The sequence below is a fragment of the Micromonospora sp. NPDC047644 genome (assembly GCF_040704315.1).
GTDB lineage: Bacteria > Actinomycetota > Actinomycetes > Mycobacteriales > Micromonosporaceae > Micromonospora.
In genome coordinates this window covers 176626-203265 of the sequence record NZ_JBEYSY010000001.1, presented here as the reverse complement: position 1 = coordinate 203265, position 26640 = coordinate 176626, and the positions used below count along the sequence as shown (strand labels likewise).

Sequence of the window (26640 nt, the reverse complement as noted above, 5' to 3'; positions counted from 1 at the left end):
CTACGGTGCCGCGAGAGCGTGGGCCAGCAGCGTGGCGAGTTTGGCCGCGCGTGCCGGGTGGTGATGGCCGACCCAGAGAACTCGTCCGGTGAGGTATTGAGCGAAGTCGGGGTGGCCGGTCCGGTTCTGTACGGCGAGGCCGGTGTCGGCGGCGTTGTGGAGGATGGCGCGGAGCTGGTCGTATTCGTCGCGTGGTGTGGCGGGGTGTTGGTTGACGACGAGTCCGGCGAGGAGTTGCCGGTCGGCTCGGCTACGGACGCGTGTCTTGGCTGTGTGGACTCGGAAGCCCTCGTCGCGGGCAATGTTAGTGACGGCGGCGATCAGGTCGTCGATGCGGCGGGTGGTGAGGTCGCCGGAGAAGGCGAGGTCGTCGGCGTACCGGCTGTAGGTGATGTCGAACGCGTGGGCGAGGCCGGTGAGGCGTCGGTCGAGCCGGTAGGCGCACAGGTTGGCCAGTGCGGGTGAGGTGGGCGCGCCTTGGGGCAGGTGGCCGGTGCGCAGCGCGGCGAGCCGGGTTGCCCGGTGGGGTAGGTCGGTGGGTGCTTGGCGTAGGACGGGGGACGGTGTGCGGGTGGTGCAGAGGCCGGTGAGGGTGTGGGCGACGGGTTCGGGGTAGCCGGCGGTGCGGAACAGGCCGTAGACGCGGGTGGCGGGGATGTGGGAGAAGAAGGCGAGCAGGTCGATCCGGACGACGACCGGCTGTGCGGTGTGGGCGGCGGCGAAGGTGTGTGCGGAGCGGCCGGGTACGAAGCCGTGGGCGGCGGGGTGCACCGCGATGGGGCCGAGGACTTCGGTGAGCAGCCGGCGTTGTAGGGCGCGGAGCCGGGACTTTGGTGCCTCGATCAGCCGGCCGCCCTCGGTCCAGCGGTAGTGGTAGTGGTGCAGCCGGTGGGCGGTGGCGCGTCGGTTCATGGCGCGTCGGTCGGCGTACCAGCCGAGGTGTTCGATGCTCAGGTCGAGCATCGCAGCCAGGTCGCCGACCGTGTCGATGACCGGGGTGTGCCAGGGACGGCGGACGGCGCGGGTCGGCGTCACGGGCCGCGTGTGGATGATAATCGGCCGCTGGTGCTGGCGGGCGCTGACGACTGCCGCGCGCAGCGGGTCGAGGGTGCTCAAGAACGTGGCCAGCTCACGTGGCCGGTCGGTGGGTGGGCGTGGGTAGGCCACCAGCACCGCGTCGGCGACAGGCCACAGCCAGCGGCGTCGGACGCCGAGGACGAGCCCACCCTGGTCGACGAGATTGGCGCGGCGCCAGCCGTCGCCGGCGAGGATCGCGTCGGCGAGGGCGGTGGCGAGGGCATGAATGGTGGTCACGATCGGGCCGGTGGTGGCAGCGTGTCCCGACGATGCCCGGTCGTGCGGGTGCACAGGCTCGCGGAGCGTGCCGACGCACCTGTGGTGTGGTGCCGAGGCGAGTGTCGCGTCCCCGGGGTTGCCCCGGAGAGACCGTGACCGGACCCCGCGTGGGGGAGCGGCCTGGTCAGCTCGGGACACGCTGCCATGGGAGCAGCGTAGAGAACGCAGACCGTCATCGGTGTCCGCGATGCGTGTGGCGCGGTGGAGAGAACCGTTTCGTCGAGTGATGCGTCCTAATCGCGTGATGGACGTGAACGACGAGGAGTTGTTTCGCCTCGTCGGGAAGGGCGACCGCAGGACGTTCGAGCTGTATGCGCGTGACGCCCCGTCGATGGTGCTAACTTTCCGCCGACTATCTGGTTGGCAGGCCCGGTCGGCTGCGATTAGACGCTGCTCCACAGCATGTCGTCGATGCGACGTGCAATCCGCGTTGAGAGCCGTCGCCCCGCCCGTCGGCGAGCGAGCCGGGATGCCTCGGCGATCGAGTGCCGCCCGGTGACGACGAGTCCGTGACTATCAGCGCTTCCGACGAGTGCCCCGGTGTAGAGGCACCCCGGGTTGCAGTCTGCTTCACCGCGGTCGAGGGTCCCGGTAGCGAAGTGGTGCAGGTGGGCGCCCACGTCACCGACGCCGTTGGGAGCAATGACTGCGGTGAGTAGTTGAAGTGCCTCGTTGGCAGCGGCGGCCATGGAGAAGGCGAAGACGTTTTCGTTTCGGCGTAGCGGATGGTCGCGATTGAGGCCGGCAATGTAGGACGGGTTGTCGAGTTGGCCGGTGCGTTCGAGGGAGACATCGGCCGGATCGTACTGTCCCAGGCATTCCAGGCATGCGCGACCGGGCGCTGCCATGTGTGCGCGCCATTCGGCCCCACGCATCCTCTGGCCGTCGCTGCGGATGAGGATGCCGCCGTCGACGACTGGTATGAGGTGGGCGTAGGCGGCTAGGTTGAGTACGGCTCGTGGCCAGGGCCGGTCGACGCAGCTGAACAGCACGTCACAGTCCAGCGCGTGTGCCAGTCCGTCGGGTTCCACGACAGACAGTTCCAGTGCGGTGATGTCCGGGTTGCCGGCGGTGCCTGAGCGGCGTAGCGCCCGGGCGAGGGTCTCGACCTTGGACCGAGCGAGCTCGACGTCGCGCGTGGTCGCGTGGAGGAGTCGGTCGAGGTTGACTTCCTCGACGGCGTCAAAGTCCAGCAGGGTGATGCGCTCGACGCCGGTGCGGGCGAGGGTTTCGGCGACGAGGGCGCCTACGCTGCCCGCGCCGATGATGCCGACGTGCAGCCGCGTGAGGCTGGCGTGCAGGTCGGGTCCCCACGCGGAGACGGTGCGGGTGAGCTGCTCTCGCAGGTCGGGGATCGGACGCAGGGAGTTGTTCCACGAGACTGTGATGCGATCGCCGACGCATCGGACGTTCTCCGCCCACTGCGGCGCGTAGCGCCGGGCGGCCGCTCGATGCCACATGCGGGCGCTATAGGTTTGGTCGCTCACGGCGTAGGTCAGGCCGAGCAATGGCAGACCGGTGAGGGCGACTGCTTGGGCCGCGTGGCCCGACTCGGCAGCGTGGTCGTCATCGCTGAGGTCCTGCCAACCACGGCCCTTGGGGTGGCTGTGCACGAGTGCCAGCCCGGCGCCGGTCTCGGCGGCGAACGCGGCTGCCCGCAGGAAGTAGCCGGAGGTGAACGAGACGTTGCCGTGGAGGAGACGCTCGCCGCGCCCGGGCCAGATCACCTCCCCGATGACGGCGCTGGTGCGGGTTGCGCCGGTGCTCGGCCGCCAGGTCAAGAAACACAGGTCCTCTTGGCCGTCCGAGCGGATGAGGTGTTCGGCAAGCCGGGTCGCGACGGTCGTGGTCATGGCCACCGACAGGCGCCGCCGGGCCGAACTCGGGCCGCTGGTCACGACCGGGCGAAGAGCGTGCGCAGGTGCCTTAGGTAGGCGCGCATGCTCCGATCGGTCACCCAGTTCTGGGCTGGGCGGCTCCAGTACTCCCACTCAGCCCCGAGGGGAGATGCGTGAACCGCGCCGTCTGGGTGCCCCAGCCGAGGGCTGACGTGCGGGCCCGGCGGCGGTGACACCGGCCAGTCGGGTGGGATGGCGAGTGCCAGCTTGATCTCCTCCCCAGCGTGTCTGCCTACTTCGACGCGGTAGGTGAAGACGGCCAGCTCACCCTGTTGGGTGACATCGTCGTGGCCGGTGGCGGCGAGCGCGGCGAGGAAGCCCGCCGCGCCCACCGTCGGCTGCTGCACCGTGGTCATGAGGTCGGAGTCGGGCCAGTCGACACCGACACGAACGTGTCGCCCGCGTGCACGCGGATCGGGGTGTCGCCGCGCCCCTCGTACGACTCCTGGCGCCGTCCCTTGACCTCGACGAGGTACGCCGAGGCCGGGTCGACCCCGGCCAGGCTGAGGATCTGGTTCGGCGTCAGGTCCTTCTCGGCGGTCGTGACCGGTTCGTCATCGACCTTGAAGGTGATGGTCTTCGCAGGCTTGGCCTGTTCCGCTGAGGCGTGCGTGGATGGCGCTGTCATCGCTGTGCTCCTTGATGTCTGGTTTCGGTGTGGTTCTGCCGGCTGGCTCGCTCGTCACGGCACTTGTGTCGTTCGGTGTCGAGCGACCGCCCGGACGGTCAGCGGCGAGGGAGGGACAGGAGGTTGTTAGTCCAGACGCCGTCGGCATGCGTGCGCAGGTACTTCGCCCCGCGCGACGGGGTCACCACGGCCACGTGCGCGCGGTTGCCCCGGCCGTCGTCGGTGTACGCCTTGCCGCCCTGGTTCTCGATCCACGAGACGAGCTGCTCGCGCGTGCTGCTGTCCTCCTGGTTCGTGGAGTCGGACAACCACCACAGGTGGGTGATGTGTTCGTGGTCCGACCCACCCTCGAGCCGGACCGCGGTGATCTGGATGGCCACTACCCCTCCGCGTGCATCATCAAAGCTTCAGTACCACTTCGGTGGCACCCTAGCAGAGGTTGTTGCAGCGAAGCGGCAGTGCCGCACTAAGGTTGGGGTATGCGAACCTTGAGGACGCGATGATGGCCGAGCTCCCGCTTCAGGAAACTGAGCGGCTCGACCTCGCCGAGTTCGGGCGGATGCTGCGGGAACGCCGCGGAACGCTGTCCATTCGGCAGGCAGCCGCCGATGCTGGTGTGAGCTTCAGCACGTTCTCGCGGGTTGAAGCAGGTGCGCACCCTGACCTCGCGACGTTCACACGTCTCTGTTCATGGCTGCGGGTACCAGCGGCGAGGTTTTTCAACCCGGTGACCGAGCGACGGATGACACCCCTCGACGAGGCCGTCACTCACCTCCGGACCGACCCACGGCTGACGCCCGAAGCGGCATCGACGCTCACGTCCGTGCTCACTGACATGTACAACACACTCGCCCGGGACCTGCCACAACCACGAACGGCAATCGCCTGCCATCTGCGTGCAGCATCGGTAATGAGACCAGGAGTCCCGCACCGCCTGGCGTCCCTCCTGACCGACATGCGCGATGAACTTGAACGACAGGTGGAGGCAGGGGAACTGTGACACTGCCCCGCGGATTCAAGGCCGCCGCAGAGCGGCGCGCGCTCGAGCTGCGAGCCCAACTCGGCCTCACCCCCACCGACCCGCTCGACATGGCGGCTGTTGCTGACCACCTTGAGATGAAGATCGTCAGCGCCGCCGCCCTCGTGGACGTCGCGAGACTCGAGGAACTCGAGCGCCTCCAAGCATTCGCGTTCTCCGCCGTCACCTTCGAGATCAAGGGACGTCCGTTCATCGTCACGAACCCACTACGTCCCCCAGCGCGCATCGTCAGCGACCTCGCACACGAGATGTCTCACATCCTGCTCGAACATGATTTGTCTGAAATCAGTGAATTCGACGGGGTGCCGTTCCGGACGTGCCGCCCTGACGAAGAGGAGCAAGCAACTGCCTTGGGCGGAACATTGCTGCTCCCGCGCCCCCTCCTGATCCGGGCCGCTGCGAAAGGAATGGGCCCCGACGAAATCGCCAGCCGGTTCGCAGTCAGTATCGAGATGGCCCGATTCCGCTACAACACAACAGGGGTTGGCAAACAAGTCCGGGCCGGCCGACGCTGACGGGCCAGCGACTCGCAGCTAACCCGGCCGAGAGGCCGCTACAGGCTGCGGTCCCGATCAAAGGCTTGCCTCGTGGTCTCGAGCGCGCTGTGCAGCTTCGCCAGAACCGAATCGAGCGCCGTAACGGCATCGACCAGCGGCGTTACGCAGCACTCACGCCAGTGTTCCGCGTGTTCGTTACCATTGGGTTTCCACCGTTCCGTGGCGATAAGCGCGTGGACTCTCACCTGGTCGTCGTCGAGTACCTGTATCGCGCCTGCGGCCACCAACGTGTGCGTGTACTTCGGTAGGTTCTCGACAACGCACATGTAGCCGCTCTCGAAGTGGATGCGCTCGCCGGGGACGCCTGGTGCACGAGATCGTTGGTGTTCAGGTATCGCAGCGACACTAGTGTGCTCGCCGACCTCGACGTTCGGCCAAGACCTCATTGCCATGCCGATCTCGCCTACCGCACTCTTCACTTGATCAAGCAGAGGTGAGCAGATCGTGACGGCTCGCGCTCGCTCCTCCTCAGCCGACCGAACACTCTCCTTCAGCTCGTTCAGCCGTTCGCTCAAAGATCCGGACCGACGTGGGGGGTTCGCGAAGGACGGTGCTGTCGACGCTTCAACGGCGGCCACCGCATCGAAGGGCATGCAGGCGAGGTGACGGTTATGGTAGACAAGCTTCAATACCTCGACGTCGGGGTATTTCTTCAGGGTGGCCATCAGGGCGGGAAGCCTGCTGTCAGGAAAGGCATCACCGAGGAACACGCCGGTCAGTGCCGCGCGGATGGGAACTTCGACGGGAAGCACGGACTGATCTACGAGGACCAGCCGGTACTCGCTCTCGTTCGACCAGTCCGCGTGTTTGCGGAAGAAGATCTGATCTCGGTGCACGTCCGCGTAGTTGATTGCCACAGCGTCGAGACCGAACTCGAGAATCTGCCCGAGGTCGACTCCATGCGGGCCTGCCCCGATCGATGCTCTACGATACTCAACAGGGCCGTGGAAGCGAAGAAGCGCGTCGGGTACCGCCACCTGGCTGAACGCGGCGATCAGCTTGTCACGATCGAACCGCAGACAGATTCCCGCGTGGCCGGCTCCGTAATGCGCCCAAGTGGCAAGATGGTTCCACCCCCGAAAGGCATCTCGGTTCGCGACGGTGTCGGGCAGGCTCCAGTCCTGGGTCAAACAGACGACCTTCGCGTGTTTCCGAATCACTTTGTCGAGGTCGTTCCATACCTCTAAACCAGAGCCGGGATCGAGGTCGTCGCGGTGCGAGCTGAGGTTCGGGTGCAGTGGACGGGACTCCCAGAGGTCGTTGGTCGACTCGAAGGGCGACAACCGGAGCGTCCCGCTGCGCAGGATGCCGAAAATCGCCGCCTCAGCAGTCGTGTAGTGGAACAGATGATTGGTCAACGTCCTTGCGGCGCTGAACAGCTCCGCCTCTAGGAACGCTTCGTGAGTGAGCATGTCCCACATCCAAGCACGAGATCGAAGGTGCCACGGTCGCCCAAGCAGGGTGCTGGGACGGCGGCCAACTTTCGGTCGCTCGCGGCATCGCCGAGCAGGTGTGGCAGAGGCGTCATGAACCTGCGATCCCTGCTCAAGTCGTAGCCGGTCATCCTCTCCGGCAGGTGTAACGAGGAACTTAGGGGGTGTCTCAGTTGGTGAGGTTGTGGCCTCGGGCATGATCTTCTATTTGTGGCGGATGTTGTCGAGGACATGATCTAGACTTGGGCGCCGGAGGACTTGTGGGTGGTTGCGCAGCCGTTGATTCCGGTTGCTGCGAAACGGCCTCAGGGCGGTGGGAAGCGCCGGGCTGACGACCGGGCTGTCCTGGCGGCGATCGCGTACATGGTGCAGGCCGGTTGCTCGTGGCGAAAGCTGCCCGCTGCGTTGTTCGGGGTGTCCCGGGCGACGGTGCACCGCCGGTTCACCGAATGGACCCGGCTCGGACTGTGGGATCAGCTCCATCACGAGTTGCTGCATCGGTTGAACGTGGCCGGTGGGATCGACTGGTCCAGAGCGATGATCGACTCGATCAGTGTCCGGGCGCTGAAAAGGGGGATCTGACCGGGCCAAACCCAGTCGACCGCGGCAAACCAGGCTCGAAGATCCACGTCTTATGCGACCGGCGGGGAGTGCCGCTGCAGGTGCTGATCTCCGCCGCGAACACCCCGGACGCGCAGTTGCTGTTCCCGTTGCTGGATGCCTTCACACCGGTGCGGGGCCGACGCGGCCGGCCCCGCCGCCGTCCGGGCAAGCTGCACGCGGACAAGACATCCCACGCAATTTGGTGTCAAGCTGCGGTGGGTAGCTGTTGTGGTTGGGGTGGGGTGAAGGCGGTTGTCTCCTGGTAGAGCTGTCGGGTTTGCAGGCAGTGGTGAAGGCAGCCGAGGAGCCGGTTGGACAGGTGGCGCAGGGCGGCGGTGTGGCCGTCGCCGGCGGTTCGTCGGCGTTGGTAATGAGCGTGGGCGCCGGGGGAGGCGTTGAGGGCGGAGAAGGCCCAGAGATGGCTGGCATGGGCGAGGCGCTGATTTTTCACTCGTCGGTGCATGACGATCAGGCTCTTGCCGGAGGCGCGGGTGATCGGGGCGGAACCGGCATACGATTTCAGTGCTCGTGTATCAGCGAAGCGGGATCGGTCATCTCCGATTTCGGCGAGTACCCGGGCGCCGACGAGTCGACCGAGGCCTGCGAAGCTGGTGATGATCTCGGCGTCCGGGTGTTGATCAAAAGACTGTTCTGCGGCCGTGGCCAGGTCTTCGGCGTTGAGGCAGGCGGTGTCCAAGGCGCGCAGTAGGGCCAGGGCTTGTCGTCCCATGGCCTGTTCGACCAGGGGTGGCTGGTGCAGGGTTGCGGTGGCCAGGGCGTGGTGCAGTCGGTCAGCTTCGGCTGTGATGCCTCGTTGCCGGCCGGCTCGTCGTAGGGGGTCGGCGAGGTCGTCTGGGGTCAGTGTCGCTGCCTGGGTGGGGGTGGGCGCTGTGGCGAGTACGGCGCGGGCTTCGGGGCGGGTGATCCCGCCGCGGGCGTCGCGGAAGGCCAGCAGGAACGTCGGGTAGTACTCGCGCAGCAGTGAGCGCAGTTTGTTGTGGGCTTGGGTTCGATCCCATACGGCGTCTTGTTGCGCACGGGCGAGAACTGCGATCGCCTGGACCAGTTCGGAGTCGTTGGGCAGCGGCCGGTGCACGGCCATGTCGGTACGCAGAATGTTGGCCAGGACCACCGCGTCGACATGGTCGGACTTGGTGCGTGAGACGGTATATCGGTCTCGGTAACGAGCAACCGCGACCGGGTTGATCGCGTAGATCTGCCGGCCGGTTGCCCGCAGGCAAGCCACCAGCAAACCCCGGGAGGTCTCGATCGCCACGGGGATCGGCTTTTGCGGGTTGTCACCGGCGTCGGCGAGCAGGTCGATCAGCTGCCGGTAACCGGCCGCGTCATCACCGATTCTCAGCCGTGCGACCAACCCGCCGCTGTCGTCGACGATCGCGACGTCGTGGTGTTCCTCGGCCCAGTCAATTCCGCAGTAAACAGTCATAGGCATCAACCCCCTCGTAGGCGATATCTGAGATTCGGGCGGGCCTGCCACGATCACGCCGCAACCTAATGAAAGGACTCTCGGTCCACCATCCCACCAGCGTTGAAGTGACCGTGGACGCCCGCGTGGCCCTCCACCGTTGTCGAAGGATTCGATGATCCAGGCCCGTCCAGAGGTGGCCCACGCGAGCGGCTCAAGCAAGTGACTACCACTGCACAAGGGCCGGTCCTGCCAGGACCCGCCGTGTCGGATCGGTCTTGTCGAAGCGCTCACCGCGCGGGCTACAACGCGAGATCTCCGAACGAGCCGGGCAAGACCAGCCCTTGCATGCTCATTAGGCCTACGACCACAAGGCGATCCGGGCCGAGGTCCGCCGCCGGGGCATCGTCGTGCGAATCGCCCGCAAAGGCGTCGAGTCCTCCCAGCGTCTCGGCCGGCACCGGTGGATCGTCGAGTCGTGCCTGTCCTGGTTCACCAACAACCGTCGCCTCGCGCGCCGCTACGAACGCAAAGCCGAGCATTGCCAAGCCTTCGCCGACCTCGCCGCCATCCTCATCTGCCACCGTCGACTCGCGAAAATCACCAACTGAGACACCCCCTTAGACGCAAGGGTGCTGAGCGTGCAAGAGCCCAGATCCGGCAAGCGGCCTGCGGCTGAGGTCCGGCACCGCAACCACAACCGGTGGGAGAATCGACGCAGCAAGAACGCTGGCCCGAGCACCGAGATCGATCGCTAGGAGTTGGCCGTGGAGGTGACACCGGAACTGGTTCTCGACCGTGTACGTGCTGCGGGCGGCCGGCTCGAGTTGACGGGATTGGACGAGGCGACCCTTGAGGCGTGGCGGCACGCGGCGAAGACAGCCAAGCTGCGGCTCCTACGAGCAGGTCCGCACCGGCTGCGCACGTCGTCGTCGCCGGGTGCGATGTCGCTGCTGCTGGTCCAGGTCGACCGACACGGCGTGGAAGCGCCCGCGAAGCCGCAGCCGGTTCAGCCAACCCGGGTTGCTCCGCCGCGTCCCCGGCCCCGCACGCAGGAGTTCCTGGGACGAATCGTCCCGGCTCCCCCGACGGTGCGCCGCCCGCACCAGATCGTGGAGGACCTTACCGAGGCGTTGGACCACCCCGAGCGGATGATCTACGAGAATCGACCGTACCTGATGCCGAACAAGCGTCGGCCGTTGCAGCGGATGCGGCAGATCTGGCAGGCCATCATCACCGAGGCCGAGTTCCGCGGCTACGAGACGCAGTTCCAGCACAACCAGCGGGACCGCTATGACAGCGGGCAACTGATCCTGCGCATCGACCGAGACGAGTTCCCGATCCAGGTCTACGGCGAGCGCGGCCAACCACTGCGGCTGACGATCAAGGAGACGCACCCGGCACGGCGCCGCGGCTACGACACCTGGACCGACACGCCCGACAAGCCCCTGCACAAGCAACTCGGTGAGGTGTTCACCCATATCGAGCGGTGGGCTGACCTGCTGATCGAGCGTCGCGAGGCCGAGCAGCGCCGCGAGCGGCAGCGCATGCGTGAGCGCGACCGGCGGGAGGCCGATGCCCGGCGCCAATTCACCGAGGACCACCGCCGCACGACCATCCAGGCGCGTATCGCTGAACGGCAGTTCGCCGACGAAGCCCGCGCCTACGCCGCCGCGCTGCTTGCCGTCGCCGCTGACCTGCGACCGGCCCGCGCCGAGAAGGTGCGGGCCTGGGCGGAATGGATCCTGTCGCACGCCGACCAGGTGGATCCCCGCCTCAACCGAGAGGGCATGCCGACAACCCCGAAACCCGAGCGCGACGACCTACGGCCGTACCTGCCGGCGGGGCACTGGCTCTAGCCGTGGTACCAGCGGCGGTTTGGATGCCACGGCCGCTGCGGTGGCGGCGGGCTGATTCTCTCGTCGTGCCGCCGCCGGGGGGCGGTCGCTGTTGGCGGTGGATCGTCGGGGACGCCGGGTGGGTCGGCCAGCGGATCCAGACCGTCCGCGTAGGTGTGAGCCCACGACAGCCACGGGTCCTCGGGCGGCATCCCAGCGGCGACGAGGTCGCCGCAGTAGGAGCGGATGTCCCCGGCCAGCAGCCACGCGCCGACCTGATCCCGCAGGACCTGGTCACGGTGCGACGTGACCACCCGGTCGCGTTCCTGCTGCAGTCGCCGCTGCTCCGCCCGCACGGCCGCCTCCCGGCGGTCGTGGAGCCGCCGGCCCCGCTGGCGCAGGTCTGACAGGACGGCGGGCAACTCGTGTTCGAGGCGTTTGCGGGCGTAGTCCTTCCACTCGGCGACTCCACCGTCCGTGTCGGTGACGGTCAGCACGAGGCGCAGCGTCCAGCGGGATCCGCTCTCCTCTCGCATCCGCACCTCGATCGGCTGGTCATTCACGACCACGCTCAGCAGCGCCTCCTTGCCGACGCGGACGACCCACCCCCGCGACTCCGCGTCCTTGCAGATCGATTGCAGGAGCAGCAATGCCCTGGACCGGTTTTCGTCAGAGGCCGGCAAGCGGCTCGGCTGATCGCGCAACCCGTCAACGACCGGGTGCGGATTCACCAGCGAATCGGGGATCGGGGCCGACGATCGGGCTTTGGGCTGGTAGTGCTTGCTCGGGTGACGGCCTCGCCGTAACTCGATGACCAGATCTCCGGCGTCACGGCCCCGGTGAACCAGATGCCAGCCCTTCGGCACCTTCCCACCGGAGCGCATCGCGTGGATAAGTCGACGCCACGCCGCCCGCACCTGCTCGGGCGGATCGAGAACCTGCAGAGATCCGCCCGCCTTCTCCAACAGGTCCAGTAACCCCTGTACGGAAGCGGGTGGCTTCGTGGAGCCGGGCAGGGCATCCATAAGAGCATGCTCGCACATCCGTCGTTCAACCCGTGCGTCCGAGGTGGGCGTCTGGTGCACCGACAACAGCGCCGACTTGGTTCTCGCGTCGCGACTCGATTGGACTGAATCGAGGCCGAATTCGCCGCCGCGAGGCACCTCCTACTGGTCTTGTCCATGCTGTCGGCCCTGTAGTCGGGTGAGTGAGGTCGGCGCGGGTTGCCAGGTGAGTGGCATGAGAGGAAGGGGGTTGTCGTCCCCAGGTGAGATGGTGTGGCGACAGCAGAGGCGGGCCGGCAGACGGTGCGTACTCATGGATTAGCAGCGGTCACCGCGATAAGGGCGCAGCAGGAGCATCCATCGATGCGGGTGCCCCCGGATGTGCCCACGTGGTCACCTTCGGCACGTGCGAGATAAGTCGGATTCTCGATGACCTTGCCGCAAAGCCTTGCGCGCTAGACTCCTGCGTCAGCGACCTGAGTTGATCGTTGGATAGGGGGTTCCAGCGTGGTGGAAGATGACGGATCGCCGCTGCACCGAGAGGGCCGCCCTGTGGCCTGGGATGGATACTGCGGCGAGCCGGTCGCCTGGCTGACGGTCGGCGAACCCGTCGCTGGCACCTTGTACGGCGGCTCAGGCCCGATCGCCTACACCCACCTCCTGACCGTCGAGGAGGCCATCGAGGTCTACGGACCGATCAACGAGTTAGTCGTCGGCCCACAAGGCGGATTCCGCCGGGTGTGTTTCGGAGAAACAGTGTTCTCCAACGTCGAACTCGGTCGCGGTGTCGAAGCCCGCACGCTGCCTGAGGGCATCGTCACGGTCGAGGATCCGGACTTGGACTGGCCGTGCCCGCAGTGCGGCGCCGCCCCGGGCGATCGCTGCAACGGAGCGTCCAAGCACCGGGTCCGTCGCGCCCGCGGCGAGGAGTACCAGCGCCTCCAGCAGGAGATGAGCCAGCTTCGGGACACCGTCTCGAAGCTCCGCAGGCAAAACGAACTGCTCGACGAGCAGGTGCATGCCCTGCGACGCGAGCAACGCAGACGAGTACCGATCTGTGGCAGGCCTACTCGAGCCGGGCGACCGTGCCAAGCCGACGCGATCGCCTACCCGACTCCGATCGAGTCGTGCCGTGTCCACCTCACGCCCGAGGAGAAGACGATGATCGCCGCCGCAGAGGCGCAGCGGCGGGCCGAGTTCACGGCCCGCCCGAACGGGACCTGATCTACCAGCCCGACCTGGTCAGACGCACCGCCCTCCGGTGAGAGCAGACCGACTCATCTCGCAGCGTCGTGATGGGCTCCTTGCAAGATCGCCCACGACACCACCGGCCACAGCTGGTGCCCCGCCCCCGGAACCGTCCCACACCGCGCACGAGCCCTGCACCGCCGGCACTGGGGCCCTCCTGTCACCCGGCCGGCACGGCACGGCACGGCACCGGATAGGAGGTGCCGCCGGGCCCGGGGGATTCGCCCCGCAGCGGCCTATTGAGGTGTCGTGTGGCGACTGCGATGGACGGCTGTCTACCAGCGGCGACGCCGGTAAACCTGGACTTGGCGTACGGGCATCTCAGACCAGTGCAGTGGGCGGTCGACGACAGGGCGGGCCAGGTAGGGGGTGATCCGGTCGCGTTCGTGCTCTTCGGCGAACTGTTCGGCTCGCGCGGTTTCACCAGCAAGGTCAAGCGCTTTGATGAGCTGTACGACGAGCAGGTCGAGGCGATGGTTCTCCGCCTCAGCGGCCGTGAGGCGTTCGTGGGCGGCGACCGCGCGGTGGCCGCACCATTGCCGCAGAAGCTCGTGCTCGGGTCGGACGTGTTTGCGGTACCACCGATACTCCCATTCCGGACTGGACTGTTCGCCCTTGCGGATGGGGTGTGGGCCGCCGTGTTTGCACTTGTGCCGGGCCTCGACCTCCTCCTCGATCACATGCTCCAGGATGCTCGGCGAGTGAACGCGGCAGGCGACCTCCGCGATCATGACGGTGCCGGTGGGCGAGACAACCGTGCCTTCACCGGTGGTGAACCACTGCACCTTCGCGAGGATCTCCTCGACGGGCACTCGGAGGATTTCTTTCAGTCTCGTGCGGTCCTTGATGACTGTCGCGTTCTCGACCGGACGCCAGTCCAGCTCCGCCACATCTTCGGGGATGAGGGCGGAGAAGACGGTGTAAACCGCGCTTCGTTCGACGGGGTCGAGTTCGAAGTCGTCGATGCGCTGCCAGCCCGCCTGTTGGGCATCATAGGCTTCGACATCCGACCAGCGGACTTTCAGCCGAGTCGACGGCACGGTTTGCACACGGCGACCGCCGTCGAGGAACTCCACCTCGATGCTCGCCGTGACTTTCTTCGGCGTGACAGCCTTGATGCGCACGCGTTCCGACGGTGCGGTGTCCCGAAGGCGGTACGCCCATTCGTCACCGACGACGTACTGCGATGCATCGAACGCCACCTGAACCGCCCCTCGGATGCCGATCCTGCCCTCAGACAGTAGAGCTCGCGCGCGCAGTACCACTCTGACGTCGACCGTTGGCCGACACCTGCAGGATGATGAGAGCCTATGCCGAGGGCTGAGCCGTTGGTATAACTGGCCGATGGTCGACATCGCCGCCCCGCTGAAATCGCACCAAGTCGAGGTGCTGCGCTGGGTAGAGGCTGGATGCCCCGACGCGGACATGCCCGGCGACGGCGCGAAACACACCGCGAGGGCGCTGCAGGGGCGCCGCCTGGTCACCGTGTCGCGTCGGGACGGCCGGTGGTCCGCCGCCCTGACCGAGCGTGGCCGCTACTACCTCGACAACGGTCGGTACCCGGCCGTGGGCGGCACGGCGATGGCGACGGTCCGCATCTTTCCGGAAAGCTCTTCCACGCAGGCGGCCTCCAGCGGAAAGGGCCGCCAGCCGACGGCGCGGCCGTCCGTGATTCAAGAAGCGACCGCGCTGATCGAACGGCTTCAGACCGACGGCGGCACTGTGGTCGTGTCGGACCCGGACACCGACACGCGTGCGAGCTATCGGCGTGCCATCCACGCCGCTAAGCAGCACAAACTCGTGCCAGTCGGCTACGATCTCCGGCACACTGGCCGCAACACCGGCGACCTCGTCATTCGCCTCTACTCGGCAGCGCAACCCTACGACACCGACTGGAACCGGCTACGGCTCAACCAAGGCGACATCCGCATCCCGTCGCCGGCCGACTACAGCGCTCTCGAACAGGACCCCACCAACCTGCAGGTAGCACCGGAATCGATACCCCGGGTGATTGGTCTGCTTCATACGCTCGACCGTGCCGGGGCGGACCGCAAATGCCGCGTCGGTGTCGACCTCAGCACGAAAAACCCGAAACCGTTCCTCAAGTTCGGCGGCGCCCGGCGGTCGCTCGATATCTTCGAAGAGTACGACCAAGTGCCCCACCTGCTTACCGCCGACGAACGGCGAACAAAGCGACTCCGTCCCTGGGCAGACATCCCGGAGTTCGACAAGGTAGCCACCGGCCGCCTCCGGCTCGAAGTCAGGAAGTCCCAATCCGGCCAGCGCCTCACCTGGCGCGACACCGCGGCCAAGAGCTTGGAACAGCAGGCCGTCCGCATCGTCGCCGACATCATCAAGGCCATCGAAGAGCAGGAGCAGATTTCCGCAGCCTTTCGGCAGCGCGAAAAGGAGCGGCAAGCAGCGGCGAGACTCGCCGAGCAACAGGCAGCCGAGGAGCGTCGCCGCCGTGACATCGAACGAAGGGCACGGTGGGAGCACGCCATCACAAAAGCCCGCCGCCTCGCCGTGGAGGAGCACCGCAGGACGACATTCAACACCGCGATGCAACAGTGGCGGAACGCGGCAGAGATGCGAACGTTCTGCGACGCCCTCGAACACGCCTCCGCCCGTCAGACAGACAGCAACAGCGAACTCACCGCGTGGTTGGCTTGGGCGCGCGCCCGTGCCGACGAGATCGACCCTACTGTCGGTAAATCCGCGCTCACAACCGTCGCACTCACCATCGAACCGAGCCCGGAAGATCTACGCCCACACCTGAACGGATGGAGCCCGCATCGTCCTGTGAAGGAATAGAGGACGATGCCCAGCGATCAGCCGACACACTCACGACTGAGCCGGCCCACCCGTCTGGGGCGAGGGTGCGGTCGTCCCAGGTGACGGTGTGGTCGCACAGGTGGCCGTGAGCATGACGAGTTTCTGTTCGCTCCACGCACCGCTTGGGCGGATGAGGATCCACCAGGAGCTCTGGGACCGGCACTCATGAGCGATTTCCCGGCTGGTACTGCTTGCTTGGGTGGCGGCCCCGCCGTAGCTCGATACCCAGGTCACCGGTGTTGCGGCCGCGGTGAACCAGATGCCAGCCTTGGATGTGCCCTCCAGACGGCACCGCATGTACCAGCCGACGCCAGGCCGCCCTTACCTCTTCCGACGGATCCAGAACCTGCACAGATCCTTCCGCCTTCTCGAGCAGGTCCAACAACCCCTGCACCGAGGCGGGCGGCATTGCGCAGCCGGGGAGGGCATCCATGGCACCATGCTTCAACACCTGCGCGCAACGACGAAAAGGCTGGCCGAGCGCCAGCGAAGACTCTTCGTTCGCCAACCAGACAGGTTGCAAGCGGCGTCGACTACTGGAAGGCCGAAGGGGCGGTCGCCGTCGTGGTGCGGATGATGCGGTGCCCAGCCAGCCGGTAGCCCTGGTCTTGTAGCCTTTTCTCCCACCCAGCATGAGTCCCAATGGTCGCGGTTTCATGCAGCAGTCCGGCGCGCTCTTCCTGCTTGGTCAGCCGGGCGAACTTGTCACGGCCGGGGTAGTCAAGGGGGACGAACGATTCTTTGCGATGGAGCACGGGCGGGTTCGCTGATCGGCGGAAGTCAGTGAACTTGACATCCAACTTCCTAAGGTCCGCCCTTAGGGATGTCGCCAATGCGGGGTGTGGCGCCTTATCGAAGTCTGGATAGGACAGGTAGGAGACCTTGGTCGTTATTCGCGAAAACTTGATGATGGTACATTCTGTTACCGTCCCAGTGAGCGCTCGGGCGCATCCTTCGTATACACGGAGAAGCGGATCTAGCAGTTGGATCGCAGTGGCGTGTACGTACAGGGCGTCAGCCGTCAGTTTTCCGACATGAGAGAGACTGCACGCATTATTCAAACCTCTTTGGTCGGCTATGCCGTGAAGCAGTTCGTCTGCCTTGGAGCAGGCAGTTCGGTAGGATCCAAATAGCGTTCGTACGTCAAGCGCTATCCCCTTTGGTAGATCGGACGCCTTGGGTCGGCCTCTGAAAGTGGCAAGTGCGAGGTAGATCAGGAGATCCCGCTCTGCCTGACGACGGGCTCGTTCAAGGTCCCTGTCCCAGTCTTGGCTGCCGGTAACACCCCGCAACATCGCTGCGGCTTGTCTCAGCGAAGAGAAGGCGCTCAGGAGTTGACCTGCTGTTCCGGGCACCTCCTCCGGCTCGGGGAGTCGGCCACGACTGGTGATGAAGGCCGCCAGCGCGTCCATGTCCTCGCGGTGAGCGTCGTAGAGGGCTTGCCGAATCCGTGGCCGGCGCACGGCCGCGGGTCGTTGCCGAGCACGTGACGCTAGAAAGGTCTGGGCGTGTGCGTCCTCGCGGAAGACGTAGAAGATGCCGGGAGCGGCGGCTATGCAGTGGGTGCCCAGCTGAACGTCGATCCAGTTGCGTAGTTCTTCCTGCTTGTAGAACTTCTGGAAGGTGCCGCGTTTGGTGATGAGACCGTCGCCGTGACGGTGGCCGGTGATCGTTCGCGCCTCCCACTCGGAGCGGGCCGCCACGACGAGTACCTGCCGGGCTAGCGCCCAGGCTGATGCAAGCGTTTGCGCCCGCTCGGTGGGATCTTCGATGACGTTGATGACGTACCCGAGGTTGACTACGTCAGCCGCGCGCCGTACGGCGTTGGGGCTGTGTCCCGGGTCCCAGCCGTGGGCGGTGTAGCCCATGGCCTGAAGGCGGGCGACGTCTCCGCCCCGCCCGCAGCCGTAGTCGAACAAGGTCGACTTATCGCTCAGGATGCCGTCGGCCATTGCCAGCGAGATGGGCTTGGACAGGTGCCGACGGGCAATCGCTGTCTGGTGCCGGGGGATCGCCTTGGCGCTGTCCATGACTCACGATTCTGCCGGTTCAAGTCGAGGCCCGAAGCGTACAGGCTGCAAGAGGCGTTCGTCGTCGCTTCGCCAACTCTGCCGAACCGCCCTTAGCGATTCGGTACGCTTACGTAGTTTCTTATGCAGAAGCCGAAGTCGCATGGCCGACTTGACTAGATCGAATAATTAGCGGTCACTGTCCAACGAAAGGGCTACCCACTGGAGCTACGGTGATTTTGAAGGCGCGCATGACTGGTGCAAACCGCGTTTCCTTTCTGGTTACGCACTCCGATGGCCGAGAAGCTAAATTTATGGCAGCCGCAATGCCGCCCTCAGACGTACAGCGGTCGACCGGCACCTTTCGCAACCCAGATCAGCTGGTCCGATTGCCACCGAAGCTAATTTCCGCGTTGTTCGGTGTATCGGAACCGGAACCTGCGGGTGGGATGGTGATTGGGCTAATCGTCCATACGGCAAGCCGCCGTGCAGCTGCGGTCGGGGATTTTGCGGACACAGAAGCAGCCAGAGCATGGTGGCACCAGCCGTACAACAGGTTGGCGCGGGACCCCGATGTGTTGTTCCTGCCGGTATCGCTCGACGCGGACACTTAGAACTCCTAACGAAATGATGTTGGGCGTGACTCTGGGACGTGAGGGTCGTTCTGTCTGAACGTGAGGAGGGGTGAGCAGCCGCCGTGGATCGTCTCGGACGACCTGTGGGCCGAGATCGAAGCGCTGCTGCCGCCCCGACCACCACGGCGGCACCGGTTCCCGGGCCGTAAGCCCTTCGACGACCGCAAGGTGTTGTGCGGGATCCTGTTCGTGCTCTACACCGCGATCCCGTGGGAGTACCTGCCCCAAGCTTGGGTTCGGGTCGGGGATGACCTGCTGGCGCCGGTTGCGGGACTGGAATGACGTCGGCGTGTGGCAACGCCTGCACGAAGTCCTGCTCGGCAAGCTGAGAGCCGCCGACCAGCTCGACATGTCCCGGGCGGTGATCGATGGAATCCATGTTCGGGCCCTCAAGGGCGGCCCAAAACCGGGCCGAGCCCGGTCGACCGCCGCAAGCCAGGCTCGAAACACCACGTCATCACCGACGCGGGCGGCATCCCCCTCGCCGTCACACTGACCGGCGGCAATCGCCACGACGTCACCCAGCTCATGCCCCTGGTCGACAAGATCCCACCGATCAAAGGCATCCGAGGCCGGCCCCGGCAACGACCCGAGCGGATCTATGCCGACCGGGGCTACGACTTCGACAAGTACCGCCGTGAGTTACGAGCCAAGGGCATCACACCGGTCATCGCCCGACGCGGCACCGGACACGGGTCAGGACTCGGCACCCGACGCTGGGTCGTCGAGCAGACCATCGCCCTGCTGCACTGGTTCCGCCGTCTGCGCATCCGCTGGGAGATCCGCGACGACATCCACGAAGCCTTCCTCACCCTCGCCTGCGCCATCATCTGCTGGCGCCGACTCCAACACTCAAAGAGTTAGGAGTTCTTAGAGGTGGCAGACGGCGCAGCCCGCCTCGTCGCTTTCCTCGTCGAGGGCGTCGGTGAGCACCTCGATGAGAGGTAGGTTAGGACGGGGTTTGGCCGCCGCGCGAGCGAGCGCGGCAGCATGCCGCTCTTCGATCGCTTCGCGCCGTCCGAGAAGGTCGCGCAGCGACTCACCTTGAGACCACGTGTACTGGCGGCCGCGCATCGCTGTGGCTTGGTAGTTGACCTTCTCCTCGTATTCCACAGCGCGTTCGAACAGGTCGGGGTGTCGGTCGGCGAGGCCAACCCACTCGTGCTTGCGCTGGAAGAAGCAGAAGTAGCAGCCGGAACGGGTGCGCCACTCGTAGTAGGCCGGTAGCCCGATCCCGGACTCTTCCAGGATGCGGTTGACTCCGTCCCGGTCGATGCCGTCTTCCCTGAACGGAAATACAGCCTTGATGTTCGGCTTGGTGCTGACGTAGCCGAGACGGTTTTCATCGGCGCGGATGGCGACGTAGGAGATGGCGCGGCTGTCGCCCAGCCACTCCTCTAGTGGCTTGATCTTAAGGTTCTTGGTGCACCAACGCATGGACGCGCTCGGAAGGGTGCCCTGGTACACCTGCAGCCAGTGGTCGAAGTCGCGGGTGGCGTTCAGTCGGACGATCTGCTTGCCGAGGGCCGCTTCGAGCCGGTTGAGGTAGTCGTAGGTCTCGGGAAGCTCGGCGCCGGTGTCGCAGAAGAAGTACTCCATCTGCGGCACCTTGGTGCGCATGTAGATCGCGAGAGCGGAGGAGTCTTTACCGCCTGAGATGCCGAGGACGTGGCGGGTCTCGTCGGGCGTACGTTGCCGGGGTGCAGTCATCGGGTCGGCTTCCTTCGCGTGGATGGTGCGTCGTCGCTGCCAGCGTCCTTCTCGACTATGACACTTTCGGCGAGCAGGGCGAGCAGTGCCCGTTCACCGTTCTCGCTGATCTTCTTTCGAGCGAGGGCGATCACCTCCGGCAGCAGGGCCTGCGCGTTGGTGCGTTCGTCCTCGGAGAGGTGGACGACGGTGTGGAGCTCGTGTCCGTCGGCCTGGGTAACGGTGATCGCCCGGGAAAGGAACGAAGCGTCGGTCGGTTCCGTAACCGTGGGCTGGTGCAGGTTGGCCAACCGTTCGATAGCGCGAGCGGCAGCGCGGACCTCGTTGGTGAAGGTACTGATGTCACCATCGCGCCAGTCGGAGAGCCCGCGGCCGACGATCCGTACAACGAACGGATCGAGCCATTCGTCGTCGCTGAGCGTGGTCTCTTGAGCGAGCGTGATGACACCACGGAGTTTTGCCTCCACCAGGTTTACTTCGGCAAGGTGTCGGGTGTAGACGGCGAGGCGTTGACGTAGCTTGCCGAGGTTCGTGGGCATGTGGAATGCGGCGGCGATGGCCTTGACCACCTGTGTGCGCAGACGTTCGTCAGCTTGGCTGATCACGGTAAGTGCCTTGCCTAGCGACTCCGCGTACAGACGCGCTGCCTGCTCGTCGATCTCACCACTGGCTGGGATCGGCGCGAGGTCGAGGGCCGACGGCAGGTCGGTGAACAGGAGTGTGTCGGGCTCGCGAGCGGCTTTCAGCACCTGACGTACAGCCCGTGCCTGTTTGGGGATTTGTTGGGTGCGATCGGCGTACGCTGACAGGCTCCTTGCTCGGTCGAGCAGCTCACGCGTGAGCGCCAGGGGCGCCACGTTGCGGACGTTCGTCGGCGGTGCTGCTGGCATCCGTGCACCGATCTGCTGGGCGATCTCGGTCACTACGATCTTGCGCGGACCCGCTTGGACGCCCATGGTTTTGACTGCAAACCGCTCCGGGCTCTTGATCATGCGTTCGGCGAGAGCCTCGGTGAGTCGGGTCTGGTAGGTGCCCTCCTCGAAGAGGGCGAGCTCTTGGCTGCCGATGATGAGCGCGGTCAGCACGATGACCGGGGTGACGCCCGGCCGTATCCCGAACGGAGGCGCTTCGAGGAGTTCGTAGACGGCATCGAGCCGCAGCGGCTGTTCGGTCGCGGCCCGCATCCGCTGCTGCATGGCGGTCCAAGCCGGGTGCAGCGAGTTGTCGGGCTCCGGCTCGTGAAAGCCGAATGGGAGCAGCTCAGTGTCCTCGTCGGCGCGCTGATCGGTGGGGCGGTGCAGCTGGAGGTACTCCAGGACGCCGCTGTACATTGCGCGTTCCGGCCCGTAGCCCACAATACCGAGATACTGCTGGGTGGGCGACGTGATCATGGCGATGATCAGCTCACGCCGTGCCTTGGCTGCTTGGCTGGTCAGCTTATGCCGGCCCAACATCTCGTTGCGAATGTGCGGAGCGTAGGGAAATACGCTCTCGCACGCCTTGGAGACCAGCTCTGCGAGGCTTCTACCTTCGATGGTCTCGGCGTCAGATGTGAAGACGGCAGCTTCCGCCTTGGCCGGCAGCAGGTACCAGGTGGGGGCCAGCTGGCTTGGCAGGAAGGCCTCTGCAACCCGGGTGGCTAGTTCGGCGCTTGCCTGCGCGATACGTTCGCTGACCTCGGTGCTGGCCACGGCGTCGAGTTCGACGTTGGACGGTAGCTCGTGCAGAGCGTGGAGGTAGCGGGCGGTACTGAGTACCTTCTCGGCGTGGGCGGTCACGCCGGCGATGACGGGGCGGTCGGTTCGAACGGTGGGGATGGTGTATTCGTCTCCGAAGTGGAACAGCAGGAGTCCGTCTTCGGCGTCAGCGGCGGACGGCCCGATGAGCTCGGGCGAACCTGCGTCGGTGGCCTTAGTGACGAAGTGGCGCAGCATGCCAGTGCGTTGGCTGTGCTTCCCTGCCACGACGGCGGTCGGCAGGTAGGCCGAGATGACCTTGACCGCGGCGTGGTCGTCGCAGGCGCTGATGAGTTGCTCGATGTGGTTGGTGAGGTCGACGTCGCTGCCCCGCCATACCCGGTACTCGTCGCTGAACTGTCGGTACACCACGAAACCGCGGTCGACGAGGCTGGCGACTTGGTCGGCAAGTAGCTGTCGGGCCGCGGTGTCGTTAAGCGTGATGGGGTCGCTCAAGGCGAACAAGATGGTGTCCATGCTGGCGCGCAGGGCGCCAGAGGCGTCGACGAGGTTGAGCATGCCGATGGTCTTGAGAATGACCTGGTCTTGCTCAGGGAGGCCGTTGGCCTCGGCGATGCGATTGTCGATCTCCATCCACCGGCCCGCGTTGGCCGATGCCAAGATGGTGGTGCGGCCTGCGGTGAAGAAGTAGTCGAAGGCATCGGCGATGCGGACGGTGGACGCCGACGAGGGGCGATTCGAGGCGTAGCTGAGCAGGAAGCGTCGCACCGTGTGGGGTTCGTCATTCGCGATGAACCCGGTCGTGCTGCGATCATGCTGACCGATCTGCGCGGCGAGCAGCGGCGCGACCACCGTTGTCAGCGGGTGCAGGGGGTACACGTGGGCGAACGTGTCGTGGCCTGCGGCGAGGATGCCTTGGAGGCCGCGTTCGGTCCAGGCCTGAGCGGAAGCAGCGGCATGCTGGGCTATGAGCTTGCGTCCCTTGGGCGACACGCCGTCGTGGTCGAGGGTTCGGCGAATCAGCTCGACGGTGTCGCCGAGGTGGATCGTCATGAGGATGTCCTCGAACCGGCCCTGAACCTTTGCCCATTCCCGGCTCTGCAGCGTACTCGCGCGGGAGGCATAGTCGGCGAACGACAGGTGCTGCAGCGTAAGGAGGTGGAGCGGCACGCCGCGGGAGCCTGCACCGAGTTCAGCGAGTTCCTGCAACAGAAACACGTCACTGCCGGCATCGCTGAACTCACCATGGGAGGCGAGGTGCTCTAGCGACTTGCCGAACTCGTCGATGACCAGCATGACCGGCGCCTGCTCGCAGAGGACCTTAACGGCGAACACAAGCTCCCGATTACTGAAACCCGGAGCCTTGAGGGGCGCGAGTGCTTCCTGCACGGGTGCGGGCATGTTGCCGTTGTGCCAGGCCCGGGCGGCACCGTCGAGCAGCGCTCGCGTGATGCTGTCGAGGAGGGGTTCTCGTCGTGCCGTGGCGACGCAGGTGATGAATCCGTCGGGCGCGCTGCTGTCACGAGCGGTGGTCAACCTGCGGGCCAGGATCGGGCTCGTCGCCGCGAGGACCTCCTCGGCCTCCGTCCGGCGGTTCCCAGCACGGCCTAGCAACGATACGACGACCAGGGCCAGTGTGGACTTGCCTGAGCCGTAGGGCCCGGTCAGAGACCAGGCACGGGTATTTGCTTGGTCCTCCAGGGCGGCGGTGACCCGTTCCAGCATGTCCTGTGCCCGGATGCCAATGTGCACGGGGCCGAGACGCTCGTCGCGGACGTCGCGTTCGATGTTCGTCGACCGCAGTCGGCTGCTGACGATGTTGATCCCGGCCGGCGTCTGCGGGCTGATGCCCGACGGTGCACCATTGGCGGTCATACCAGGGCTCCTGCGAGTCGATCGAGAGTCGGCTGGTCGAGCAGGTCGGTGCGGCCACGTCGCCGCATCTCGCGCAGCAGTCCGGGTGGTTGCGTGGCGTACCAAGCTTCCCGGTCCGGGAGGGCTGCGCGGGCGCGAACGCCGCCGTAGTAGCCGTCCAGCACGTCCCAGGCCAATTCCTTGGGATTGCCCTCGAACCGCAGGCTGCGTTGTCCGATGCCCTCCACCAGGGTTATCTGCGGGTGCTCGCCTGCGACCTCCTCCAGGGCATGCGCGATCTCCGGCTCTCTGAGCCGGAAGGCCCTCCCCGGGGCACCCGGCTCATTGGTGAGACGAGCCAGAGCGATGGAACCACTCTGCAAGGGTTCGCTACGCGCTGCGTAGTCCAGGCATGCGTAGGCGACCAAGGCCGGCGGCAATGAGGTGCGGGCGTTGCTGGTGAAGTGCCAGCGGCTCGCTGCGTTGTTGCGTCCGGACCCGGTGGGCTCTAGCAGCCCGAGTTCCCGGAAGGGTGAATCGAGCAAGTCCTCGAAACTTCCGCCAGCACCCGCGGTGGGTTCACGTCGGCGTGCGTACATCTTGGTGAGGCAATCCGCGTCCTTAGCTACCGATGCCTCTACCGGGGGCTCCCAGCCAGCCAGGCGTACGTGCCGCAGCGTAGTCTCGGTGAGCTCGCCTGTGGTGAATCGGGACGTCGACTGTGCGTGGAAGGCCACCCACCAAGTGGGCGTGTGGCAGGGTTTCGCCAGTAGCCACCAGTGCAGCAGCCACAGACTCGCAGTGTCCTCAAGGTAGGGGTCGGCGCCGTTCTCGTTGAGCAGCCATTGCGCCTCCCAGGTCGGCGAGGCGACGTTCGCCCGGGACGTGGGGTCCTTTGGGTACTCGACGGTGAGTTTGAAGGCGTATGACCAGAACCGGATTGCATTGACCATGTTCTTACCGACACCGAGCGTCACCGTCGCGTTGTCGCGCAGAAACACGTCGCTGCCAATGTTGGGGTCAGTCAAGGCGCTGTGCGCCTTGTGCAACCAGCCGAACCGGGGGTGGAAGGTCTCATGGCGGGAGAACGAAGGCTCGGCAACGTCCTTGAGCTTGGTTTCAAGCATCGTGTCTCCGCGGTCCTTCCTGCCCCTGGGCGGTTCCAGAGGCAGTCGTGGTGGTTGGGTACAGGGCAGCGTGAACCCGGCGCTCAGCGTCGATCACGTGGCGAATGGCGCTATCAATATCATCATCGGTAGTGGTGTAGCCAAGAGAGAAACGGATAGTGCACTCGGCTTCATCACGGCTCAGGCCCATGGCGAGCAAGACTCGGCTCGGCTCCATGGCACCGGCCGCGCAGGCACTGCCCTCGGACGCCGCAATGGCGGGCATGGCGGCGAGCATCGCGTCGGCCGGCAGGCCGTCGAAGGTCAGACTCGACACGCCGGGTAGCCGCCGGTCAGGATGACCGTTGCGGCGGGTGCCGGGTAGGGCCGTCATGACAGCATTCTCGAAGCGGTCACGCAGCAACCGGACACGTGCCGCTTCTTGATCGAGGCACCGGGCGGCAGCGTCCGCAGCGGCACCCAGGCCGACGATGCCCGGTACATTCAGGGTTCCCGGACGTCGTCCCCGCTCATGGCCGCCGCCGTACATCAACGGCCGGATTGCCGGCACTATGCCGCGGCGCGCGAACAGCGCTCCCACCCCTTGCGGAGCACCAAATTTGTGCCCGGACATAGACAGCAGGTCTAGCTCCAGCCTACGGAGATCGATCGGTAGCCGACCAACGAGCTGCGTCGCGTCCGAGTGCACCAGCGCCCCGGCCTCGTGCGCAATCTTCACCACTAGGTCAAGATCGCTTAGGACGCCGGTCTCGTTGTTTGCCGCCATGATCGAAACCAGAGCAGGTGAAGTTGCCAGTGCTTCTTCCAGTTCCTCGAGACGAAGCGTGCCGTCCCGGTGGACCCCAATCGTGTGAACCGTGCCCCCAACAGCGTCGGCGACCGCAACTGCCGCTTCGGTTACCGCCGGGTGCTCCACCGCACTGATCACTAGGCTCTGGCCAGGCGTTGCGGCCGACCGAAGGGCCAAGTTGTTGGCCTCGGTCGCACCCGATGTAAAGATCAACTCGCTCGGCGAGCATGTCAACAGCGCCGCCACGCGCTCACGCGCCTGATCGACCGCAAGGGCCGCCTCCCGGCCGCCCGCGTGCACGCTCGAGGCGTTACCGACTGCCATCAGCGCCTTGGTAGTTGCGGCCAACGCTTCGGGACGAACGGGCGCGGTGGCGTTGTAGTCGAGGTAGATGAGTGGATCAACAGCCGTATGGCCCATCCCTCTCCCTCCGTCGCGGTACCCACCTTATGGGCTGGTGGCCTGTAAGGAAACCGCGACGCGTGCCACCAGCCGTGATCATGGGTGGCAAGATTACCGTACGCATGTTCTGTTCCGTCGCCCCCGTAGGCCGCTCGCGGCGGTTCGCCGCATCGAAGGTCAACGCCGCTCCGGACGCCTGCAGGGGAAGGCGCAGCTGCACGAGCACGCCCGTGATTCGCGGTCCCCTCCGAGCGTGGTGGCGCGATAGAGTGAGCGCCTGAGTCGATGTCGTAGGCATCTTGTTCAATGACCCACGTGACTAGCGACCCCGAGGCGAGTCGCGCGGAGGATGCCGTCGAGATGTTCCACACCGCTGTCTTGATGGCAGATGCCCGGCGCGCCGCAGCAGGTCGCCGGGTGGCCGCCGCGTTGACCCTTCCTCTCCTGATTCCCGCTGCTCGAGCATGCCGATGACATACACAATCTTTGACTTGTTGCGAACGTCGAGCCGGACGTCGAGCTTCGTAGACGAGCGGGTCCTTCGAGCGATC

General features: G+C 65.8%; 21 protein-coding genes and 2 pseudogenes. 8 read left to right on the top strand and 15 right to left on the bottom strand.

What is annotated here, in order from left to right; genetic code table 11:
- From AB0877_RS00970 to AB0877_RS00950, 5 genes are all read right to left on the bottom strand, one after another.
- Nucleotides 1–1314, bottom strand: a complete 1314-nt coding sequence (locus AB0877_RS00970) for a reverse transcriptase family protein (protein ID WP_366605483.1) — start codon at nucleotides 1312–1314, stop codon at nucleotides 1–3.
- A gap of 425 nt (nucleotides 1315–1739) precedes the next feature.
- Nucleotides 1740–3254 carry a ThiF family adenylyltransferase gene (locus AB0877_RS00965; RefSeq protein WP_366605481.1) on the bottom strand — a complete coding sequence of 505 codons (1515 nt, stop codon included), beginning with the start codon at nucleotides 3252–3254 and terminating at the stop codon, nucleotides 1740–1742.
- Nucleotides 3251–3610, bottom strand: coding sequence for a hypothetical protein (locus tag AB0877_RS00960; protein ID WP_119577975.1), 360 nt, complete (start codon nucleotides 3608–3610; stop codon nucleotides 3251–3253). Before AB0877_RS00960 ends, AB0877_RS00965 begins: the two co-directional genes overlap by 4 nt.
- Complete coding sequence (locus tag AB0877_RS00955) at nucleotides 3607–3882, bottom strand: hypothetical protein (protein ID WP_366605479.1); 276 nt, start codon at nucleotides 3880–3882, stop codon at nucleotides 3607–3609. Before AB0877_RS00955 ends, AB0877_RS00960 begins: the two co-directional genes overlap by 4 nt.
- A gap of 98 nt (nucleotides 3883–3980) precedes the next feature.
- Nucleotides 3981–4262: a DUF3892 domain-containing protein gene (locus tag AB0877_RS00950; RefSeq protein ID WP_119577979.1), complete on the bottom strand. Its 282-nt coding sequence runs from the start codon at nucleotides 4260–4262 to the stop codon at nucleotides 3981–3983.
- 122 nt (nucleotides 4263–4384) lie between these two features.
- Between AB0877_RS00950 and AB0877_RS00945 the strand changes: the two genes are divergently transcribed.
- Entirely contained in the window at nucleotides 4385–4882 is a 498-nt protein-coding gene (locus AB0877_RS00945; protein ID WP_366605477.1) for a helix-turn-helix transcriptional regulator, read from the top strand.
- Entirely contained in the window at nucleotides 4879–5436 is a 558-nt protein-coding gene (locus AB0877_RS00940; protein WP_366605475.1) for an ImmA/IrrE family metallo-endopeptidase, read from the top strand. The genes AB0877_RS00945 and AB0877_RS00940 overlap by 4 nt, the downstream gene beginning before the upstream one ends.
- A 38-nt stretch (nucleotides 5437–5474) precedes the next feature.
- Here the strand turns inward: AB0877_RS00940 and AB0877_RS00935 are convergent, their stop codons facing one another.
- Entirely contained in the window at nucleotides 5475–6890 is a 1416-nt protein-coding gene (locus AB0877_RS00935; RefSeq protein ID WP_366605473.1) for a DUF2971 domain-containing protein, read from the bottom strand.
- A gap of 285 nt (nucleotides 6891–7175) precedes the next feature.
- Between AB0877_RS00935 and AB0877_RS00930 the strand changes: the two genes are divergently transcribed.
- Complete coding sequence (locus tag AB0877_RS00930; RefSeq protein ID WP_366605471.1) at nucleotides 7176–7493, top strand: transposase; 318 nt, start codon at nucleotides 7176–7178, stop codon at nucleotides 7491–7493.
- A 226-nt stretch (nucleotides 7494–7719) separates the two neighbouring features.
- On the opposite strand, the gene AB0877_RS00925 is transcribed toward AB0877_RS00930, so the two are convergent.
- A complete protein-coding gene (locus tag AB0877_RS00925; protein WP_366605469.1) occupies nucleotides 7720–8961 on the bottom strand; it encodes an IS110 family transposase in 1242 nt (413 codons plus the stop codon).
- A 323-nt stretch (nucleotides 8962–9284) separates the two neighbouring features.
- Between AB0877_RS00925 and AB0877_RS00920 the strand changes: the two are divergent.
- Both AB0877_RS00920 and AB0877_RS00915 read left to right on the top strand, forming a co-directional pair.
- Nucleotides 9285–9551 (top strand): annotated as a pseudogene (locus AB0877_RS00920) (IS5/IS1182 family transposase); the annotation flags it as partial.
- A 150-nt stretch (nucleotides 9552–9701) separates the two neighbouring features.
- On the top strand, nucleotides 9702–10799 hold the full coding sequence (locus AB0877_RS00915; protein ID WP_366605467.1) for a hypothetical protein: 1098 nt from the start codon (nucleotides 9702–9704) through the stop codon (nucleotides 10797–10799).
- Here AB0877_RS00915 and AB0877_RS00910 read toward each other — a convergent pair.
- Nucleotides 10796–11941: a hypothetical protein gene (locus tag AB0877_RS00910; RefSeq protein ID WP_366605465.1), complete on the bottom strand. Its 1146-nt coding sequence runs from the start codon at nucleotides 11939–11941 to the stop codon at nucleotides 10796–10798. The two genes, AB0877_RS00915 and AB0877_RS00910, sit on opposite strands and share 4 nt — an antisense overlap.
- A 348-nt stretch (nucleotides 11942–12289) precedes the next feature.
- Between AB0877_RS00910 and AB0877_RS00905 the strand changes: the two genes are divergently transcribed.
- On the top strand, nucleotides 12290–13006 hold the full coding sequence (locus tag AB0877_RS00905; RefSeq protein WP_366605463.1) for a hypothetical protein: 717 nt from the start codon (nucleotides 12290–12292) through the stop codon (nucleotides 13004–13006).
- A 299-nt stretch (nucleotides 13007–13305) separates the two neighbouring features.
- Here the strand turns inward: AB0877_RS00905 and AB0877_RS00900 are convergent, their stop codons facing one another.
- Nucleotides 13306–14232: a hypothetical protein gene (locus tag AB0877_RS00900; RefSeq protein WP_366605461.1), complete on the bottom strand. Its 927-nt coding sequence runs from the start codon at nucleotides 14230–14232 to the stop codon at nucleotides 13306–13308.
- A gap of 142 nt (nucleotides 14233–14374) precedes the next feature.
- Here AB0877_RS00900 and AB0877_RS00895 point away from each other — a divergent pair, with 142 nt between their 5' ends.
- Nucleotides 14375–15844, top strand: a complete 1470-nt coding sequence (locus AB0877_RS00895) for a hypothetical protein (RefSeq protein ID WP_366605459.1) — start codon at nucleotides 14375–14377, stop codon at nucleotides 15842–15844.
- 184 nt (nucleotides 15845–16028) lie between these two features.
- Here the strand turns inward: AB0877_RS00895 and AB0877_RS00890 are convergent, their stop codons facing one another.
- Complete coding sequence (locus AB0877_RS00890) at nucleotides 16029–16373, bottom strand: hypothetical protein (RefSeq protein ID WP_366605457.1); 345 nt, start codon at nucleotides 16371–16373, stop codon at nucleotides 16029–16031.
- A gap of 25 nt (nucleotides 16374–16398) precedes the next feature.
- Nucleotides 16399–17895, bottom strand: a complete 1497-nt coding sequence (locus AB0877_RS00885) for a DNA phosphorothioation-associated putative methyltransferase (RefSeq protein ID WP_366605456.1) — start codon at nucleotides 17893–17895, stop codon at nucleotides 16399–16401.
- A gap of 680 nt (nucleotides 17896–18575) precedes the next feature.
- Between AB0877_RS00885 and AB0877_RS00880 the strand changes: the two are divergent.
- Nucleotides 18576–19373, top strand: a pseudogene (locus AB0877_RS00880) (IS5 family transposase).
- A gap of 6 nt (nucleotides 19374–19379) precedes the next feature.
- On the opposite strand, the gene AB0877_RS00875 reads toward AB0877_RS00880, so the two are convergent.
- The 4 genes from AB0877_RS00875 to AB0877_RS00860 are packed head-to-tail and all read right to left on the bottom strand — an operon-like array spanning nucleotide 19380 to nucleotide 26107.
- Entirely contained in the window at nucleotides 19380–20219 is an 840-nt protein-coding gene (locus AB0877_RS00875; RefSeq protein ID WP_366605454.1) for a phosphoadenosine phosphosulfate reductase family protein, read from the bottom strand.
- Nucleotides 20216–23791 (bottom strand): hypothetical protein, encoded by a 3576-nt coding sequence (locus tag AB0877_RS00870; protein WP_366605452.1) that lies wholly within the window; start codon nucleotides 23789–23791, stop codon nucleotides 20216–20218. The genes AB0877_RS00875 and AB0877_RS00870 overlap by 4 nt, the downstream gene beginning before the upstream one ends.
- Complete coding sequence (locus tag AB0877_RS00865; protein WP_366605450.1) at nucleotides 23788–24897, bottom strand: DUF4007 family protein; 1110 nt, start codon at nucleotides 24895–24897, stop codon at nucleotides 23788–23790. The genes AB0877_RS00870 and AB0877_RS00865 overlap by 4 nt, the downstream gene beginning before the upstream one ends.
- Nucleotides 24890–26107, bottom strand: coding sequence for a cysteine desulfurase family protein (locus AB0877_RS00860; protein ID WP_366605449.1), 1218 nt, complete (start codon nucleotides 26105–26107; stop codon nucleotides 24890–24892). Before AB0877_RS00860 ends, AB0877_RS00865 begins: the two co-directional genes overlap by 8 nt.
- Nucleotides 26108–26640: the final 533 nt, after the last annotated feature.